Consider the following 16,951-nt stretch of genomic DNA (forward strand, 5'->3'; position numbering starts at 1 on the left):
GGGTGCCGCAGCGCCGGACACGATGTCCGGAGCCTATACCAGGTTCGGCTTCGGTGGCGTGTGCGGTAAGCTGCCGAGCGTGGACGGCGAGGGCACGGGGACGTCGGGGAGCACGGCGCGCAGCGCCGCGGAGATCCGCGGACGCATCACGGCATGCTTCAGCCTGGTCGAGCTGCGCCGCTTCGCGGAGGAGCTCGGTGTGCCGGACATCCCCTGGGAGCGGGGGATCCAGGGAGCGGCGTACGAGCTCGTCCGCCGCTTCGAGCAGCGGCGCGAGCTCGGGCCGCTCGTCGAGCGCCTCCGCGCGGCGAGGCCGCTCGTGGAGTGGCCCGACACGCCGACGGTGCCGTCCGCCGCGTCGAGCGAGCCGGCGCACACCGACATTCCCCGGCCGGCGCCGCTGCCGAACCTCTCGCCGATGGTGGCCCCATCACCTCCCCTGGAGGTCGCGACGCTGGCGCCGCCGTCGATCACGCCTACCCCGCGGACGCCGAACGTCACCGCGCCGCAGCCCGCGAATGCGCGGCCGCCCGGCGCCGCGGGGCCGGCGCAGCTCCCGGCCGGCTCTCCGCGCGCCGGCGCGCCGGCGCGCCGGCCGCGCCGCATCGACCCGCGGCTCGCGCTCGCCGCCCTGGGGCTCGTGGCGGTGAGCCTCATCGTGGCCTTCCTCATCGGCAGGGCGTCGAGCGCGCCGGGTGACGACGCGGCGCGCGGGAGCGCCACGTCCGCGAGCGCCGCGCAGAAGGGCGCCCCACCGCCAGCGGCGCGGCCGGACGGGGTCGCGTCACGCGCTTCCGCCGCGATCGATCACAGGATCGAGAGCCTGGCGCGGGCGTGCGAGATCCCGCCCGGCTCGGCGGAGGACGTGATGCGCCGCGCCTTCGAGCGCTGCGGGCCGTCGCCCGCCTCGGCGGGGCACCGGACGACGCCGGCGCAGCGGAGCGATCCGCCTGCCGCGCAGGCGCCGGGCGCGCTGCCGGCGTCTCCAGGGGCGGGGCCCCGTGCGGCGGCCGCGACCGGCCTTGCGCCCGCCGGCGGCAACGCCGGGTGCGTGGGGGCGTGCGAGCGACGCCACCAGGCGTGCAGGGCGACGCAGTGCGGTAAAGAGCCCACGCAGAGCACTCAGTACCAGCGTTACCAGGGCTGCCTGTCGGATTGCCTCGAGCAGGCGTCCAAGTGCCGCCTCGGCTGCCTCTGAGCCTCAGGGCGACGCGTCAGAGCGACGGCCGGCTGCGGCGCATCACGTTGACCGTGACGGTCGGCTCGTGCTCGGGGCAGCCGGTGCGACCGGACTGGCTCGGGTCGAAGTCGATGCGAAAGCAGGTCTTGCAGACGCAGAGATAGGCGTCGTGGAACTCGCGGAAGTTGAGGATGTCCGCGGCGAAGAGGCTGAGGACGATGTCGCTGAGCAGGTCTTCCTCGCGCGGGCACGGCTCCCACGGCCCGAGGCCTGCGGCGCGTAGGACGCGCCCGCTGTCGATGGCCGCTGCGAGGAAGCGATCGTCCGCGGCGGGCGGCATGAAGGCGCGAAGCGAGGCGAGCACCCGGAGCCGCGCCGCGTCGACGAGCTGCTCGATCTCGGACGCATCCGGGGCCGCCGGGGCCTGATGGCCGAGCGCCACCTGCTTGGAGAAGCCCTCGGTCACGTAGGCCGGTCGCTGCATCCTCCCGGCTGCCACGAGGTGCTTCTCGAACCAGATGGCGAGCGCCGCCGCGCTCCGGGGAGGCCTGCCGACAAACGTGAGCGCCGCGAGCAGCGCGCGGCGCTCGTGATCGCTGGCGACGAGCGATGCCGCGGACGGCAGCGTGGGAATCGAGGTGTGGGAGTCCTCTTGCGGCATGAACGCCCCTTTGCTCCGCGCCAGTCTGCCCGAGGTCTTCTCTCGGGGTCCAGGCGCGACGGCGCCCCGGTCGGAGATTGCGGAACTTCCTGCAATGCGTCGCGTTACCGGCTCTTTGCCGCTTGTGTAGTAAACGGCGCGAGGCGGATCTCAGTCCGTGATCTTGAGCGCTCCGCTGTCGTCGAGCGCGCCGCTCGCGTCGGCGCCGTCCGAATCTGCCTCGATCTCCGCCTCGGACGCAGCGGGACGCAGGAACGACAGATCGAGGCCGCCCATGGGCTGCTGCGCCGCCGCGCGCGTGGCGGCGAGCGGCAGCGCCTCGGCGTTCGCAGCGGCGTGCGGGGCGGCGCGGCGCGCTTCCCGTTCAGGTCGCTTGTCGTCGCGGCGCGAGGGCTGCGCTGGGTCGCGCCGGCCGGCGCCGGGCTCGCGGGGCCGCTCCGGCGCGGGCGCCGCGGCGGCCTTCGGCCGGCGCGCGGCCTCCGCGCGCGCGGACGGCGGCGGTGTCCGGAGCGCCCTGTCCGTCTTCCTCGCGATGCGCGCGCGGGCGCGGGAAGGGGCGTTCTTCGCGAGCTCGACGCAGCTGCCGCGCATGGCCGCGGGGCAGGAGATGCGCACGTGCATGTGGTCGTCGTGCGCCTCGGCGCCCGTGGGCTGCATCATCGCGAGCTGCGCGCGGACGAGCAGCGCGCGGGAGACGCCGATCCGCTTGGCGTGGGCGATCAGCGCGGACCGGAGCGGATCGGCGATGAAGATGTGGCTCACGCGGGCGCGAGGATCGGTGAGCAGGTGCTGGACGAGCAGCCAGTTGCGCGGCAGGTCGAAGCGCGCCCCGGGCACGTTGGTCGAGGCGAGCCGGGCGTCGAACCGGAGGAAGATCGGCGCGTGGACCTGCTTTCCGCGCGCGTCGAGCGCGTAGAAGCCGAGGTCGACGTCGCGGCCGCTCTCGTGGGAGTTGTGGCGGTGGACCTCTCCGCCGCGCTGGCGCGACAGGTCGCCGACGTCGAGCACGGCGCCCGGGAAGCGCTTGGCCACGCCGCGCGCCGCGCGCTCGATCATGCCGACGAGCGCCGGTAGCCCCCAGCGGACGTCGGCGCCGGCGTAGGCGGGCACGACGCGGATGTCCTTGCGCGAGGTGTCGAGCCGCACGCCGCCCTCGAGGCGCCCTTCGTTGGGATGGCCGACCGACGAGGCGGGCGCCTGGGGCGCGGCCTTCTCCCTGGCCGGCCCCGACGATCGCGGGCCCGCGTCGCCGGCGCGAGGGCGGTGGCCCTTGCTGTCGTCCTTCGCGCGCCGCGCGCGCGGCGCGCGCTTCGTCGCCCCGCGCGCCTTGGCGGCAGCGGCGTCCCGCGGCTTTGCTTCCGCGGTGGGGCGCGCGTGTGATCGCGCCGGCGCATCCGGCGCCGCGGCGGCTGTCTGGGAGCCGGACAGGGAGAGCGCCAGGATCGTGAACAGCACGGAGAGCGGTCGAGGCACACCGGTGCGTTACGGGGTTTCAGCGGGCCGGGCCAAGAAGCCGGCGCCGCCTGGCCGCGCCCTCCGAGGGCCGCTCCCGAGACCTGCGCCGAGCGTGCGCCGAATGTGCGCTGGCAAGTGCGGTGAACGAGCGCTGGCGGACGCCACGCGCGCCTCATGCACCCCGGACACACGCGAGGTTCCCGTGGCCCGCCGGACGCGCGGCTGAGAAGCGCGGATCACGTCGTGACGCCGCGCCGCGGCCGGCGTCGCCCGGCCCCTGTGCCGCGCTGCGGCGCCGGCGCCACGGCATGTCGCGGCGGCAGCGGAGGCTTTTGCCTCGCGGCCAGTTGGGCTACCTCTCGGTCGGCCATGGACAAGGTCTACAAGAGCGCGCTGGACGCCGTGAGGGACATCCCTGGCGGCGCCACGATCCTCTCGGGCGGCTTCGGCCTCTGCGGCATCCCGGAGAACTGCATCGCGGCGCTCCGGCAGCTCGGCACGAAGGATCTCGTGGTCGTGTCCAACAACTGCGGAGTCGACGCCTTCGGCCTCGGGATCCTCCTTCAGAACCGGCAGATCCGGAAGATGATCTCGTCGTACGTCGGCGAGAACAAGGAGTTCGAGCGCCAGTACCTGAGCGGCGAGCTCGAGGTCGAGCTGACGCCGCAGGGCACGCTGGCCGAGCGCATCCGCGCCGGAGGCGCCGGGATCCCTGCGTTCTACACGCCGACCGGGGCGGGCACGGCCATCAGCGAGGGCGGGCTGCCCGTGCTCTATGGCCCGGACGGCGCGGTGAAGAGGTACTCCGAGAAGAAGGAAGTGCGCCAGTTCGACGGCCGCGACTACGTGCTCGAGCCCGCCATCCGCGGCGACTACGCGCTCGTGAAGGCCTGGAAGGGCGACCGTTTCGGCAACCTCGTCTACCGCCACACCGCCATGAACTTCAACCCGATGATGGCGATGGCCGCGAAGGTGACGATCGCCGAGGTGGAGGAGCTCGTCGACGTCGGCTCGCTCGACCCGGACCACATCCACACGCCCGGGATCTTCGTGCACCGGATCTTCCAGGGCGAGCGCTTCGAGAAGCGGATCGAGCGGCGGACGGTGCGCAAGGCGCCGGCCGCCTAGGCGGCGCGGGGACAGGGGACACGATGGGACTCACGCGGGAACAGATCGCGCAGCGCGCCGCGCTGGAGCTCAAGGACGGCTACTACGTCAACCTCGGCATCGGGATGCCGACGCTCGTCGCCAACTACATCCCCGCGGGGATCGAGGTGGTGCTCCAGAGCGAGAACGGGCTGCTCGGCATCGGCCCCTACCCGATCGAGGGCGCGGAGGACCCGGATCTCATCAACGCCGGCAAGGAGACCGTGACGATGCTCGCCGGCTCCGCGATCTTCTCGAGCGCCGAGTCGTTCGCGCAGATCCGGGGCGGCCACATCGATCTCGCGATCCTCGGGGCCATGGAGGTCTCCGAGAAGGGCGATCTCGCCAACTGGATGATCCCCGGCAAGATGGTGAAGGGGATGGGCGGGGCGATGGATCTCGTTGTGAGCGCGAAGCGCGTCGTCGTGATCATGGATCACGCGGCGAAGAACGGCGCGCCGAAGATCCTGAACGAGTGCGCGCTGCCCCTCACCGGGCGGGGCGTCGTCCACCGGATCATCACCGATCTCGCCGTGCTCGATGTGACGCCCGAGGGGCTCGTGCTGCGCGAGCTCGCGCCCGGCGTGAGCGCCCGAGAGGTGCAGGAGAAGACACAACCAACGCTCCGGGTCCCCTCCGACGTGAACGAGATGGACCTGCGGAGCGCCTGAGGGCTCGCCGATGACCTGGCCTGAAAAGACCCTGCCGACGACCGACGCGAGCGAGAAGCGCTCGCTGGGAGCGGGCGTGTTCCGTCGCTGCGACGGCTGCTCGCACACGCACGACGCCGCCGAGCTCGCGCGCACCTTCGAGGTGTGCTCGCAGTGCGGCCACCACCACAAGCTCGACGCCGACGGGTGGCGGAGGCTCCTGCTCGACGACGGCGAGCTCGCCGCGTGGGACGAGCACCTCGCCCCGAACGACCCGCTCCGGTTCAGCGACGGCAAGAGCTACCGGGACCGCGTCGCGGCGCTCCACAAGAAGGGCCGCGCGAAGGAGGCGATCGAGATCGGCCGCGGCAGGCTGGGCGGCCGCGACATCGCCTACGGCGCGTTCGTCTTCGCCTTCATGGGCGGGAGCATGGGCTCGGTCGTCGGCGAGAAGATCACCCGCCTGTTCGAGCGCGCGACGCGCGAGGAGCTCCCGGTGGTGCTCCTCCAGGCGTCGGGCGGCGCGCGGATGCAGGAGGGCATCCTCTCGCTGATGCAGATGGCGAAGAGCGTGTCCGCGCTCGAGCGGTACCGCAAGGCGCGGCTGCCGTTCCTGTCGGTGCTGCTCCACCCGACGACGGGCGGCGTCGCGGCGAGCTTCGCCTTCCTGGGCGACGCGAACATCGCCGAGCCCAAGGCGCTCATCGGCTTCGCCGGCCCGCGGGTCATCGAGAACACGATCCGGCAGACGCTGCCGGCGGGCTTCCAGCGGTCCGAGTTCCTGCTCGACCACGGGATGGTCGACGCCATCGTCCCGCGCCCCGAGATGAAGGCGTACATCGGGACGCTGCTCCAGCACCTCACGGCCAGCCGCCGGGCGCGGCGATGACCTCGGCGGCGCCGCGGCTGCCCGCGCTGCTCGAGGCGCTCGGGCAGCGGGCGCCGCGGGGGATGGAGCTCGGGCTCGGCCGGGTCCGCGAGGCGCTCTCCGCGCTCGGCGATCCCCACGAAGGCCTCCCGGCGGTGCACGTCGCCGGCACGAACGGCAAGGGCAGCGTGTGCGCGATGGTCGAGTCGATCGCGCGCGAGGCCGGGCTCCGGACCGGCCTGTACACGTCGCCGCACCTGTCTCGCTTCGCCGAGCGCATCCGCGTCGGGGGAGAGATGATCGGCGACGCGGCGCTCGAGCGCGCGCTCGCCGCCGCGCTCGAGCGTGTCCCCTCGCCGCTCACGTTCTTCGAGGCGCTGACGGTCGCCGCGTTCGTGGCCTTCCGCGAGGCGGACGTCGACCTCGCGATCCTCGAGGTGGGCCTCGGCGGGCGGCTCGACGCCACGAACGTGATCTCGGCGCCGCTCTGCACGGCGATCACGTCGATCGCGCTCGACCACCAGGCCGTGCTCGGCCCGACGCTGACGGACATCGCCCGGGAGAAGGCGGGCATCCTCAAGGCGGGCGCGCCCGCGGTGCTCGGCCCCCTCGATCCGGAGGCCGACGCCGCGATCGAGGCGACAGCGCTGGCGATCGGCGCCGGGCCTCGCCTCCGCGTCGCGCCGGCGGAGCGCGGCGGGAGCGCGGGCGAGATCGCGGTGGGGCGCGGCGGGCGCGGGGCGGGCGCGGCGCGCGTCGCCGGGCCGGGGCGCCGCGAGATCGAGGTGGAGCTCGGCCTCCGCGGCGCGCACCAGGCCGAGAACGCCGGCGTGGCGTGCGGCATCGCGTGGCAGCTCGCCGGGCGGTGGCCCGAGGTCGAGCGGGCGCTCGCGGGTGGGCTCGCCGCGGCCCGCTGGCCCGGTCGCCTGGAGCGGATCGACGCGGGCGGCGCCCATGTCCTGCTCGACTGTGCGCACAACCCGCACGGCGCGCAGGCGCTCGCGGCGTGGCTCGACGAGGAGGGTCCGGGGGCGGCGCTCACCACGCTCGTGTTCGGGGCGATGGCCGACAAGGGGTGGGGCGAAATGCTACAGGTGCTCGCGCCACGAGCGCACCGTCGGCTCTATGTGACGCCGAAGGGCCGCGCGGCCGCGCCGCTCGATGCGCTGCGCGGGGTCGCGCCGGGCGAGGCGATCGGCGATCCGCGCGCCGCGGTGGCGCGCGCGATCGAGGCCGCCGCGCCGGGCGGGCTGGTGGTCGTGGCCGGCTCGATCTACCTGGTCGGCGAGGTGCGCTCGGCGCTGCTCGGCATCGTGGCGGATCCGGTCGTCACGCTCTGAAGCGGGCGCGAGCGGCGCGCTGTGCAGGCGCGTCGCTGCCCGCCGGCGCGCGGCGGGTGGCACGCGCGATGCCGTCCTCCGCGGCATGGCGTTCAGAAAGCGGCGTTCTCCGGTGCTCTTCTCTGCGGCGGCCCTCGTGGCGGCCGCGCTCGCGCGGACGGCGTTCCGCGCGCTTCGGCGGCTCGATCTGCGCGGCCGGGTCGTGGTCATCACGGGCGGCTCTCGCGGCCTGGGGCTGCTGCTGGCCGAGGAGTTCGGCCGGCACGGCGCCCGGGTGGCGATCGCCGGCCGCGACGCGGAGGCGCTCTACCGGGCGGAGCAGCGGCTGCAGGCGCTCGGCATCGAGGTGCACGCGGCGGCGTGCGATCTCGGCGACCGCGCCGCGGCCGAGGCGTTCATCGACGGCGTGGCGAGGGCGTTCGGTCGGATCGACGTGCTCGTCAACAACGCCGGCGTGATCCAGGTGGCGCCCATGCAGGACCTCCGGGTGGAGGAGCTCGACGAGGCGATGCGCTCGAACTTCTGGAGCGCGGTCCACGCGACGCTGCGCGCGCTGCCGCACCTGAGTCGGCATGGGCGCGCGGCGCGCATCGTGAACGTGGTGTCCATCGGCGGGCGCGTCGCCGTGCCGCACCTGCTCGGGTACAACGCGTCGAAGTTCGCGATGATGGGCTTCTCGGAGAGCGTGCAGGCGGAGCTCACGCACGGCGGCGCGAGGGGCCCGCGCGTCACGACGGTGATCCCGGGGCCGATGCGCACGGGGTCGATCTACAACGCTGCGTTCGGCGGCAGCCCGCAGCACGAGTTCGGCTGGTTCGGCCTGGTCTCGTCGCTCCCGATCGCGACGATCGACGCGCGGCGCGCGGCGCGGCGGGTGGTGGCGGCGGCGCGCGAGGGGCGCACCGAGGTGAAGCTCGGGCTGTCGTCGCACCTGCTGAGCTGGGCGCACGGCATCGCGCCGCAGGCGACGGTGAGGCTGATGGGCCTCATCAACGCGCTCCTTCCGCCGCCAGGCGGCGGCGAGGGCACGACGAAGGGCCGAGACCTGCGCACGCCGGCGCAGGGATCCGTCTTGCTGCGCCTGAGCAACGAGGCAGCTCGGCGCAACAACGAGGCGCCGCCGGCAGCGGCGCGGTAACGACTGTGCTGCAAAAGCGGCGCAGTAGCGACCGCGCTGTAAACACGGTTCAGTAGCGACCGCGCTGTAAACACGGCGCGGTTGCTACTGCGCTGCAAAACGGCGCACACGCGGCGCGATAGCGGCCACGCCACAAAGCGGCGCGATGTAGGCCGCGTCAATGTCGCCGCGGCGGCGATTGGCCGTAGGCCGTCTTGGCAAAGGTTGCTAAGGGTGGTCTCCTCAGCCCCACACCACAGAGAGGGACCGTGCCGAAGCACACCAAGAAGGATCCTAGGGAGGGCGCTCCGTCGGCGACGGGCGAACCGCAGAAGCAGGCCGCAGGCCGCAAGCTCTTCGGCACCGACGGGGTGCGCGGCGTGGCGAACCAGCCGCCGATGACGCCCGAGATGGCGCTGCGGCTCGGGCGCGCGATCGCGTTCGTCGCGAGCCACGGGAAGTCGCGGCAGGTGCGGGTGGTGATCGGGAAGGACACGCGCCTGTCCGGCTACATGCTCGAGACCGCGATCGCGTCCGGCGTGTGCGCCATGGGCGGGCGCGTGATGCTGAGCGGGCCGATCCCCACGCCGGCGGTCGCGCAGCTCACGCAGAGCATGCGGGCCGACGCCGGGGTCGTGATCAGCGCGAGCCACAACCCGTATCAGGACAACGGCATCAAGATCTTCGGGCCCGACGGCTACAAGCTGCCCGACACCGCGGAGGAGGAGATCGAGCGGCTCATGGAGAGCCACGAGCTCGACGAGGCGCGGGTGGTCGGGGCGGGGATCGGCAGCGCGGTGAAGCTCGACGACGCGCGCGGGCGGTACGTCGTGTTCTGCAAGAACACGTTCCCCACGGCGCTCTCGCTGGACGGCGTGAAGATCGTCGTCGACGCGGCGCACGGGGCGGCGTACCGCGTGGCGCCCTCGGTGTTCACCGAGCTCGGCGCGAACGTGACGGCGCTCGGCGTGAAGCCGAACGGCCGCAACATCAACCGCGAGACCGGCGCCCTGCACCCGGAGCACGTGAAGGCCGAGGTGCTCAAGCGCGGCGCGGCCATCGGCGTCGCGCTCGACGGCGACGCGGACCGGGTGATCATGGTCGACGAGCGCGGCGAGGTCGTGGACGGCGACGCGATCATGGCGCTCTGCGCGCTCCGGATGCTGCGCACCGGCAAGCTGCCGCGGAACACGATCGTGACGACGGTGATGTCGAACCTCGGGCTCGAGCGGGCGCTCAAGGCCCAGAGCGGGCACGTCGTCCGCACGGCGGTCGGGGATCGCTACGTCGTCGAGGCGATGCGGAACGGCGGCTACTCGTTCGGCGGCGAGCAGTCGGGGCACCTCATCTTCCTGGACCACGCGACGACGGGCGACGGCATCGTGGCGGCGCTGCAGGTGCTCGCCATCATGATGGAGGAGGACAAGCCGCTGAGCGAGCTCGCCTCGAAGGCGATGCAGCGGGTGCCGCAGGTCCTGGAGAACGCGACGTTCGCGACGCGGCTGCCGCTCGACAGCATGCAGCGGACGCGGGTCACCGTGGATCGCATCGAGAAGACGCTGGGCGACAAGGGGCGGATCCTCGTGCGCTGGAGCGGGACGGAGCCGAAGCTCCGCGTCATGGTCGAGGGCGAGGACGCGTCGACCATCGGGGCGTACGCGCTCGAGATCATCGAAGCGGCCAAGCAGGACGTCGCTGGGGCATCGGCGTAGCTCGTAGCCAGGGCTGCCCGGCCCCCGGAGAGGGTGTCCTCTGCGCGGGGTGGGGGCCCCGCCGAACTCGGCGCACCCATGGATCATCCGGCGATGCCGGATGATCCATGGGTGCGCCTCAAACATCGGCCCATCCCCCACCCCGCGCAGAGGACACCCTCTCCGGGGGCCTACCGCTGTCTTGGGGACAAGCCGGCGCTGGCTACAGCGCGCGGCGCATGAAGAGGTCTTCTAGCGTCTCGCGGCGCGGCGCGACCTCGACGACCTGCGCGCCCGCCGCGAGAGACGCCCGCAACGCCTCGCGCACGCGCGCCTCGCCCTCCACGTCGACCACGACGACGTCGCCCCGGCGCGTGGTCGCGAAGCCCTTCGCGACGAGATCGGCGAGGAGGCCTTCGCTCGCCCCCGCCAGGGTGACCTCGGTGCGCAGCACGTCGCCCCGCAGCAGCTGGCGGATCGCGCCGCTCACGACCACCTGGCCCTCGCGCAAGATCGCCACGCGATCGCACATCGCCTCGACGTCGCTCAGGATGTGCGTCGAGAAGAAGATCGTCCGGCCCTGGTCGCGCTCGGCGAAGATGAGATCGCGCACCTCCTTGCGGCCGACCGGATCGAGGCCGCTCATCGGCTCGTCCAGGATCAGCATCTCCGGATCGGCGACCAGCGCGGCCGCCAGCCCCGTGCGCTGCAGCATCCCCTTCGACAGCCGGCGCACCTGCCGATCCGCCGCGTACGCGATCTTCACCTGATCGAGCACCTCCATCGCCCGCTTGCGCAGCGCAGCGCCGCGCATCCCGGAGAGGCGACCGCAGAGCTCCACGAACTCGCGCGGGGTGAGGTAGGGGTAGACGTACGGGTTCTCCGGCAGAAAGCCGATCTTCCGGCGCGCCTCGGGCGACGGCACGCGCGCGCCGAACAGGTACGCCTCGCCGCCGGTCGGGGCGATGAGGCCCGTCAGCATCTTGATCGTCGTCGTCTTGCCGGCCCCGTTCGGCCCGAGAAAGCCGAAGATCTCGCCGCGCCGGACGTCGAAGCTCACCCCCTTGACCGCCTCGACCGCCCTCCGGCGCAAGAAGCCCACCTGGAACGTCTTCAGGAGGCCGCGGACGTCGATCAGCAGCTCGCCCTCCGGCGCCCCTTCCTCGACGGAGCTGGCCGGCGCGGCACCCCGGTCGCGCGGCTCGACGATGCGCTCGGCTGCGTTGCTCATGCGCCCTCCTCCCCCTCGGGGCTCTCGCCCGGCGAGCCGTCTGCCGGCCGCGCCCGGCCGCGCGCGTTGGCCGCGCTGTACTCGTGCAGCTTGTACTGGATCTTGCGCGGGCTGATCCCGAGGATCGTCGCGGCCTTCGAGGTCGAGCCCTTGCACGCCTCGAGCGTGCGCAGGATCGCGTAGCGCTCCAGGTCGTAGATGGTGCTCCCGGGGACGCGCGGCATCGCGTCGACGGACTCGGCCGGCTCGGACGACATCTGCGCGGGCAGGTGCCGGAGCTCGATGCGCGCGCCGTCGCAGAGCACCGCGGCCCGCTCGATCGCGTTCTCCAGCTCGCGCACGTTGCCGGGGAACGAGTAGGACGTCAGCGCCGACAGCGCCTCGTCGGTGAAGCCCTCGATGCGCTTGCCGTTCTCCTGCGCGTAGCGGCCGAGGAAGAACGTCGCGAGCTCGGGGATGTCGCTCCGGCGCTCGCGGAGCGGCGGGATCTCCAGGGTGACGACGTTGAGCCGGTAATAGAGGTCCTCGCGGAACACCCCCTCGGCGATGCGCTGGCGCAGATCACGGTTCGACGCGGCGAGGATCCGCACGTCGATCTTGAGCGTCTCGTTGCCGCCCACCCGCTCGAACGTCCGCTCCTGCAGGAAGCGCAGGAGCTTCACCTGCGTGGCGAGCGGGATCTCGCTCACCTCGTCCAGGAACAGGGTGCCGCCGCTCGCCTGCTCGAAGCGGCCCTCGCGGCGGCCGACGGCGCCGGTGAAGGCGCCGCGCTCGTGGCCGAACAGCTCGCTCTCGAGGAGCGACTCGCTCAGCGCGGCGCAGTTCAGCCGGACGAGCGGCGCCTTCGCCCGCGGGCTGGCGCGGTGGATCATCTCGGCGATGAGCTCCTTGCCCGTGCCCGTCTCGCCCACGATCAGCACGCTCGCGCGGCTCGGCGCCACCTGCTCGACCAGCCGGAGGACCTTCGCCATGCTCGGGTGGCTCGCGATCACGTGCCCGAACGCGTTGCGCTCGCGCAGCCGCTCGCGCAGCCGCGAGTTCTCCTGGAGGAGCCGCGCCCGCTCCACCGCGCGCTCGACCACGACCGCGAGCACCGAGAAATCGAGCGGCTTCGTCAGGTAGTTGTACGCGCCCTTCTTCACCGCCTCGACCGCGCTCGAGATGGTGCCGAACGCGGTCATGACGACGAAGGTCGCGTCCGGCAGCGCGAGCTGCGCCTTCTCCATCATCCGGATGCCGTCGAGCCCAGGCATCTTCAGATCGGTCAGGACCACGTCGGGCGCGAACTCCTCGAGCTTGCCGAGCGCCTTGAAGCCGTCGGCCGCGGTCTCGGTCGTGTACCCCTCCTCGCGGAGGATCTCCGAGAGCGCCGCGCGCGCGTTGGCCTCGTCGTCGACGATCAGGATGCGCCCGCGGGATGCCATGGTGATGGCTTTCCTAGCATGCGCGTCCGCGGAATTGGACGGCTGCTCGGCCCCGGCCGAGCGGCGGCGGGGACCGCGGGCGCTCTGGTCGAGCACGTTTGCGACCGAGGCGCCGGCGCGGCGGCGCGGCGGCGCGGCGCCGTGCCTCGCGCAGAGAAGGCCGAAGGGCTCCGCATCACCGCGCGGGGATGCCGTACTTATCGAGCCGTGCGGCGCGCCTGTCGCGGAGCTGCTGCCAGCGAAAACCGCTGTTTCACGCGCCGCCCGGAGTGATACAACGGGCCGCGCGCGAGGTCTCCACCGTCCCGATTGGCGGGCGTTTCCTTGTTCGATCTCGCGGGTGAGGCTCGATGCATACGCTTCGGAAGGTGTTTGCCGACAGGCCCCGGCGCGCTGCGCTCACGGCGCTGCCGCTCGTCGGCTCGCTCACGCTCGCGGGCGCTGCCGAGGCGCAGCAGCCGCAGCCGCCCTTCGGACCTCAGCCGATCCCAGGCCAGCCCGCGCAGCCGCCCGGCGCTTTCGGGCCCGAGCAACCTCCCGTGCAACCCGGCCCCTTCGGGCCGCAGCCAGGTCAGCCCGGCCCCTTCGGGCCGCAGCCAGGTCAGCCCGGCTCCTTCGGGCCGCAGCCAGGTCAGCCCGGCCCCTTCGGGCCGCAGCCCGGTCAGCCCGGCCCCTTCGGGCCGCAGCCCGGTCAGCCCGGCCCCTTCGGGCCGCAGCCGGGCTTTCCGGGCGACGCTCCGCCGCAGTTCGGGCCGCAGCCGGGCCAACCGCCGCCGGACGGGAGCGTCTCTTTCGGCGCGCAGGCGTCGGTCGGTGATCAGGGCCTCCAGGCCAGCGCGACGGCGCCGACATCCACCGCGTGGGACGAGGAGGAGCGGGCGCTCTCCCTCACCGCGCAGCCGAACCTGTGGGGCTCGACCGGCCTCCTCAGGACGTCGTACGCAGGCTCGGGTGCGCCGGGCACCTTCCGGGTGTCGTTCCTGCTCGACTGGTTCTCCACGAGCGGCTTCCTCTGCGATCCGGCGGAGTCGACGCTCGCCGGTCACCCGATCACGTGCGGTCCTGACGCGAAGGAGGACTCGGCGAGCCACGTCGGAGCGTTCTTCGCGCTGAACGCGACCCCCCTGCCCTTCCTCGAGGGGTACGCGTCGATCCGCACGTTCGCGAACGCGAACGATCAGGGTCGCCCGCGGCTGCTGCAGGTGCTCGGCGACACGACGTTCGGCGTGAAGGCGTTCACCCCCACGAAGATCGGCAAGCCGTTCTCCTTCGGCGGCGAGGCGCAGCTGCTCCTGCTCAACGGGACCGGCGAAGTCGGCCTCGCCGGCGGCGGCACGAGCGCGGTCTTCCGCGGGCTCGCGTCGCTCGATCTGCGCAAGCCGCAGGGCAAGGGGTTCCCGCTGCGGGTGAACGTGAACCTCGGCTACAAGCTCGACAACTCCGGCGTCCTCGTGGAGGAGGTCGAGAAGGCGCGCGCGAAGGCGTTCACGGACGATCGCGAGCGGCAGCCGATCTCGCGGATCGAGCGGTTCGGGCTCGGCATCAACCGCGTCGACTTCTTCCAGACCCACCTCGGCGTCGAGGTGCCGCTGCCGAAGGTGCAGCCTTACCTGGAGTACACCCTCGACATCCCGGTGAACCGGCAGGGTTACGAGTGCCACACGAAGACCGTGTCGCGCGGCGACGTCTGCCTCGGGCTCGACGACTTCGCGTCTCCTGACCCGCAGAACCAGGGCGGACCGGGTTATGCCGCAGCGCCGTCGCGGCTGTCGCTCGGCGTGCGGGTGACGCCGTTCGAGAAGGCGTTCCGCGGGCTCTCCGGGCACGCGGCGTTCGACCTCGGCCTTTCGGCGACCTCCGTGTTCATCGAGGAGGTCGCGCCTCAGGCGCCGTGGACGCTCTATCTCGGGATTGGCTATGCGTACGACACGAAGCAGAAGGAGCCGCCGCCGGCCCCCGCGCCGCAGATCATCAAGGAGCCGCCGCAGCTCGTGCCGGCGCCGCAGACCTTCGCGCGCGGCTTCGTGCACGAGCAGAACAAGCCCGGCGGGGCGGTGGCGGACGCCATCGTGACGATCGAGGGCGCGGCTCAGCCGCCGTACGCGACAGGGCCGGACGGCCGCTTCCTCACACGGCACCTCGATCCGGGGACGTACACCTTCAACATACGGGCGAACGGGTACAAACCCGGCACCTGCCAGGCGACGATCCTCCCTGGCGGGGCAGCGCCGGGGCAACCCGGGGCGTTCGGCCCGCAGCCCGGCGCCTTCGGTCCGCAGCCCGGACAGCCTGGGCCCTTCGGTCCGCAGCCCGGGCAGCCCGGCGCCTTCGGTCCGCAGCCTGGGCCTTTCGGTCCGCAACCCGGGCAGCCCGGCGCCTTCGGTCCGCAACTCGGACAGCCTGGGCCTTTCGGTCCGCAGCCCGGGCAGCCCGGCGCCTTCGGTCCGCAACCCGGGCAGCCTGGGCCTTTCGGTCCGCAGCCCGGACAGCCTGGGCCCTTCGGTCCGCAACCCGGGCAGCCCGGTGCCTTCGGTCCGCAGCCCGGACAGCCTGGGCCTTTCGGTCCGCAGCCCGGGCAGCCGGGTCCCTTCGGTCCGCAGCCGGGAGGGCCTGGCGTTGCGCCGAGCCCGACGCAGCCGCAGGGGCCGACGTTCGTGGACGTCGACTGCTCGCTCGAGGCGCTGCCCAAGACGGGCAACATCGTCGGGACGGTGAAGGACGCGGAGAGCGGGGACGCGGTCGCTGGCGCGACGATCCGGCTGGTCGACGCTGCGGGCCGTGAGCAGACGGCGACGGCCGACGGCAGCGGCGCCTTCCGTTTCCCCGACCTGCCGGCCGGCGCGGTGACGCTCAAGGTCGAGGCGCAGGGCTACATGAACCACGTCAACCAGGCCGACGTCCGGACGAGCGAGGACACGCGCGCCGCCCTCACGGTGAACAAGCGGCCGAAGATCTCGCTCGTGAAGGTGCTGGGCAACGAGATCAAGATCTCGCGGCAGATCCACTTCGAGACCGACTCGGCGAAGATCCTCGGCGACTCGAACGCGCTGATGGAGGAGATCGCGGACGTGCTCCAGCGTAATCCGAACATCCGCAAGGTCGAGATCCAGGGGCACACCGACAACACGGGCGGGCGTGAGCACAACCAGACGCTCAGCGAGGCCCGGGCGAACGCGGTGCGCGCCTGGCTGATCCGGACCGGCGTCGACGGCTCGCGGCTGCTCGCGAAGGGCTATGGCCAGGACCGCCCCGTCGCGCCGAACGTCACGCCCGCGAACAAGGCCAAGAACAGGCGCGTTCAGTTCATCATCGTGGAGAAGTGAGCCAGGTCCGCCGCCGGGCGGGCCCCGCATCCGGCCGCGCCTCGGCGTCGCTTGTCGGCGCCGGGGCGCTGCGATAGGGCACGCGCATGATCAAGCAGGTCATCGCGACCGCGCTGGTTGTGGTGGCGGGTTGCGCGGCGCCCACCCCGGCGCCCGATGCCCGGCCAGCCGAGAGCGCCCGGCCCTCCTCGGTCGGCGCCGCGCCAACAGCGGCAGCAGCGACGGCAAGCGCCAGCGCGGCTGAGGTGGCGTCAGCGCCTCGCCCGGAGGACGCAAGCGCGCCGGAGCCTCCGCAGGACGGGGGCGATCGCGCGGCCGCCGACGCGCCCGCGGCCGGTACGTCGTCCGGCCCAGGAGCGGCGCCCAGCGCAGGCGCCGACCCCAGCGCCGCGACCTCCGCCCGCGCGGACAACAAGATCCTGCCGGCGCTCGAGAGCGAGGAGCTCACGGCGCGCGCCAGGGCGTTGTTCGACGCCATCGTGAAGAAGGAGCCGGCGCTGGCCGAGCCCTTCTGGTTCCCCAAGGAGCCGTTCATCCCGCTCAAGGACGTGAAGGACCCCGGCAAGTACTGGGACAACCTCCACGCCGCTTACGTGAACGACGTGAAGTCGATGCATCGGAAGCGCAAGAGCTGGGAGGGGGCGCGGTTCGTCGGCTTCGTGGTGGGCTCCAGGCCGAAGTGGGTGCCTCCGGGGGACGAGGTCAACAAGATCGGTTATTACCGCTCCTTTCACGGCAAGCTGAAGTACGAGATCGACGGGAAGCCGGCGAGCCTGGACGTCCACACGATCATCTCGTGGCAGGGCCGCTGGTACATCACGCACCTCGGCGACTTCAAGAAGCGCTAGGCGTCCGCGCCCGTTCT

13 protein-coding genes are annotated in these 16,951 nt (G+C 72.8%); 9 read left to right on the top strand and 4 right to left on the bottom strand.

The features are described from left to right. Positions 1 to 22 precede the first annotated feature (22 nt). Complete coding sequence (locus WMF46_RS30950; protein WP_437980499.1) at positions 23 to 1,198, top strand: hypothetical protein; 1,176 nt, start codon at positions 23 to 25, stop codon at positions 1,196 to 1,198. Positions 1,199 to 1,214: 16 nt separating this feature from the next. On the opposite strand, the gene WMF46_RS30955 is transcribed toward WMF46_RS30950, so the two are convergent. Continuing rightward, a complete protein-coding gene (locus tag WMF46_RS30955; RefSeq protein ID WP_437980500.1) occupies positions 1,215 to 1,841 on the bottom strand; it encodes a hypothetical protein in 627 nt (208 codons plus the stop codon). 150 nt (positions 1,842 to 1,991) lie between these two features. Then, positions 1,992 to 3,314 (bottom strand): penicillin-insensitive murein endopeptidase, encoded by a 1,323-nt coding sequence (locus WMF46_RS30960; RefSeq protein WP_437980501.1) that lies wholly within the window; start codon positions 3,312 to 3,314, stop codon positions 1,992 to 1,994. A 351-nt stretch (positions 3,315 to 3,665) separates the two neighbouring features. Between WMF46_RS30960 and WMF46_RS30965 the strand changes: the two genes are divergently transcribed. From WMF46_RS30965 to glmM, 6 genes are all read left to right on the top strand, one after another. Continuing rightward, complete coding sequence (locus WMF46_RS30965; protein ID WP_437980502.1) at positions 3,666 to 4,424, top strand: CoA transferase subunit A; 759 nt, start codon at positions 3,666 to 3,668, stop codon at positions 4,422 to 4,424. 23 nt (positions 4,425 to 4,447) lie between these two features. Beyond that, positions 4,448 to 5,113 (top strand): CoA transferase subunit B, encoded by a 666-nt coding sequence (locus WMF46_RS30970; RefSeq protein WP_012238413.1) that lies wholly within the window; start codon positions 4,448 to 4,450, stop codon positions 5,111 to 5,113. Positions 5,114 to 5,123: 10 nt separating this feature from the next. After that, the gene (gene accD, locus WMF46_RS30975) at positions 5,124 to 5,981 is read left to right on the top strand and encodes an acetyl-CoA carboxylase, carboxyltransferase subunit beta (protein WP_437980503.1); all 858 of its coding nucleotides are present in this window, start codon (positions 5,124 to 5,126) and stop codon (positions 5,979 to 5,981) included. Then, positions 5,978 to 7,300 (top strand): bifunctional folylpolyglutamate synthase/dihydrofolate synthase, encoded by a 1,323-nt coding sequence (locus WMF46_RS30980; RefSeq protein ID WP_437980504.1) that lies wholly within the window; start codon positions 5,978 to 5,980, stop codon positions 7,298 to 7,300. Before accD ends, WMF46_RS30980 begins: the two co-directional genes overlap by 4 nt. Positions 7,301 to 7,385: 85 nt before the next feature. Next, positions 7,386 to 8,438, top strand: a complete 1,053-nt coding sequence (locus tag WMF46_RS30985) for an SDR family NAD(P)-dependent oxidoreductase (protein WP_437980505.1) — start codon at positions 7,386 to 7,388, stop codon at positions 8,436 to 8,438. A gap of 248 nt (positions 8,439 to 8,686) precedes the next feature. Next, positions 8,687 to 10,129: a phosphoglucosamine mutase gene (gene glmM, locus WMF46_RS30990; RefSeq protein WP_437980506.1), complete on the top strand. Its 1,443-nt coding sequence runs from the start codon at positions 8,687 to 8,689 to the stop codon at positions 10,127 to 10,129. Between the two features lie 202 nt (positions 10,130 to 10,331). Here the strand turns inward: glmM and WMF46_RS30995 are convergent, their stop codons facing one another. Both WMF46_RS30995 and WMF46_RS31000 read right to left on the bottom strand, forming a co-directional pair. Continuing rightward, positions 10,332 to 11,339: an ABC transporter ATP-binding protein gene (locus WMF46_RS30995; RefSeq protein ID WP_437980507.1), complete on the bottom strand. Its 1,008-nt coding sequence runs from the start codon at positions 11,337 to 11,339 to the stop codon at positions 10,332 to 10,334. Beyond that, positions 11,336 to 12,763, bottom strand: coding sequence for a sigma-54-dependent transcriptional regulator (locus WMF46_RS31000; RefSeq protein ID WP_437980508.1), 1,428 nt, complete (start codon positions 12,761 to 12,763; stop codon positions 11,336 to 11,338). The genes WMF46_RS30995 and WMF46_RS31000 overlap by 4 nt, the downstream gene beginning before the upstream one ends. Before the next feature lie 350 nt (positions 12,764 to 13,113). Between WMF46_RS31000 and WMF46_RS31005 the strand changes: the two genes are divergently transcribed. Both WMF46_RS31005 and WMF46_RS31010 read left to right on the top strand, forming a co-directional pair. Next, positions 13,114 to 16,086: a carboxypeptidase regulatory-like domain-containing protein gene (locus WMF46_RS31005; RefSeq protein WP_437980509.1), complete on the top strand. Its 2,973-nt coding sequence runs from the start codon at positions 13,114 to 13,116 to the stop codon at positions 16,084 to 16,086. Between the two features lie 86 nt (positions 16,087 to 16,172). Then, positions 16,173 to 16,934 (top strand): hypothetical protein, encoded by a 762-nt coding sequence (locus tag WMF46_RS31010; protein ID WP_437980510.1) that lies wholly within the window; start codon positions 16,173 to 16,175, stop codon positions 16,932 to 16,934. The last annotated feature ends 17 nt before the right edge of the window (positions 16,935 to 16,951 follow it).

Origin of the sequence: Sorangium sp. So ce117, from assembly GCF_051524395.1 — a bacterium.
Taxonomy (GTDB): domain Bacteria; phylum Myxococcota_A; class Polyangia; order Polyangiales; family Polyangiaceae; genus Sorangium; species Sorangium cellulosum_B.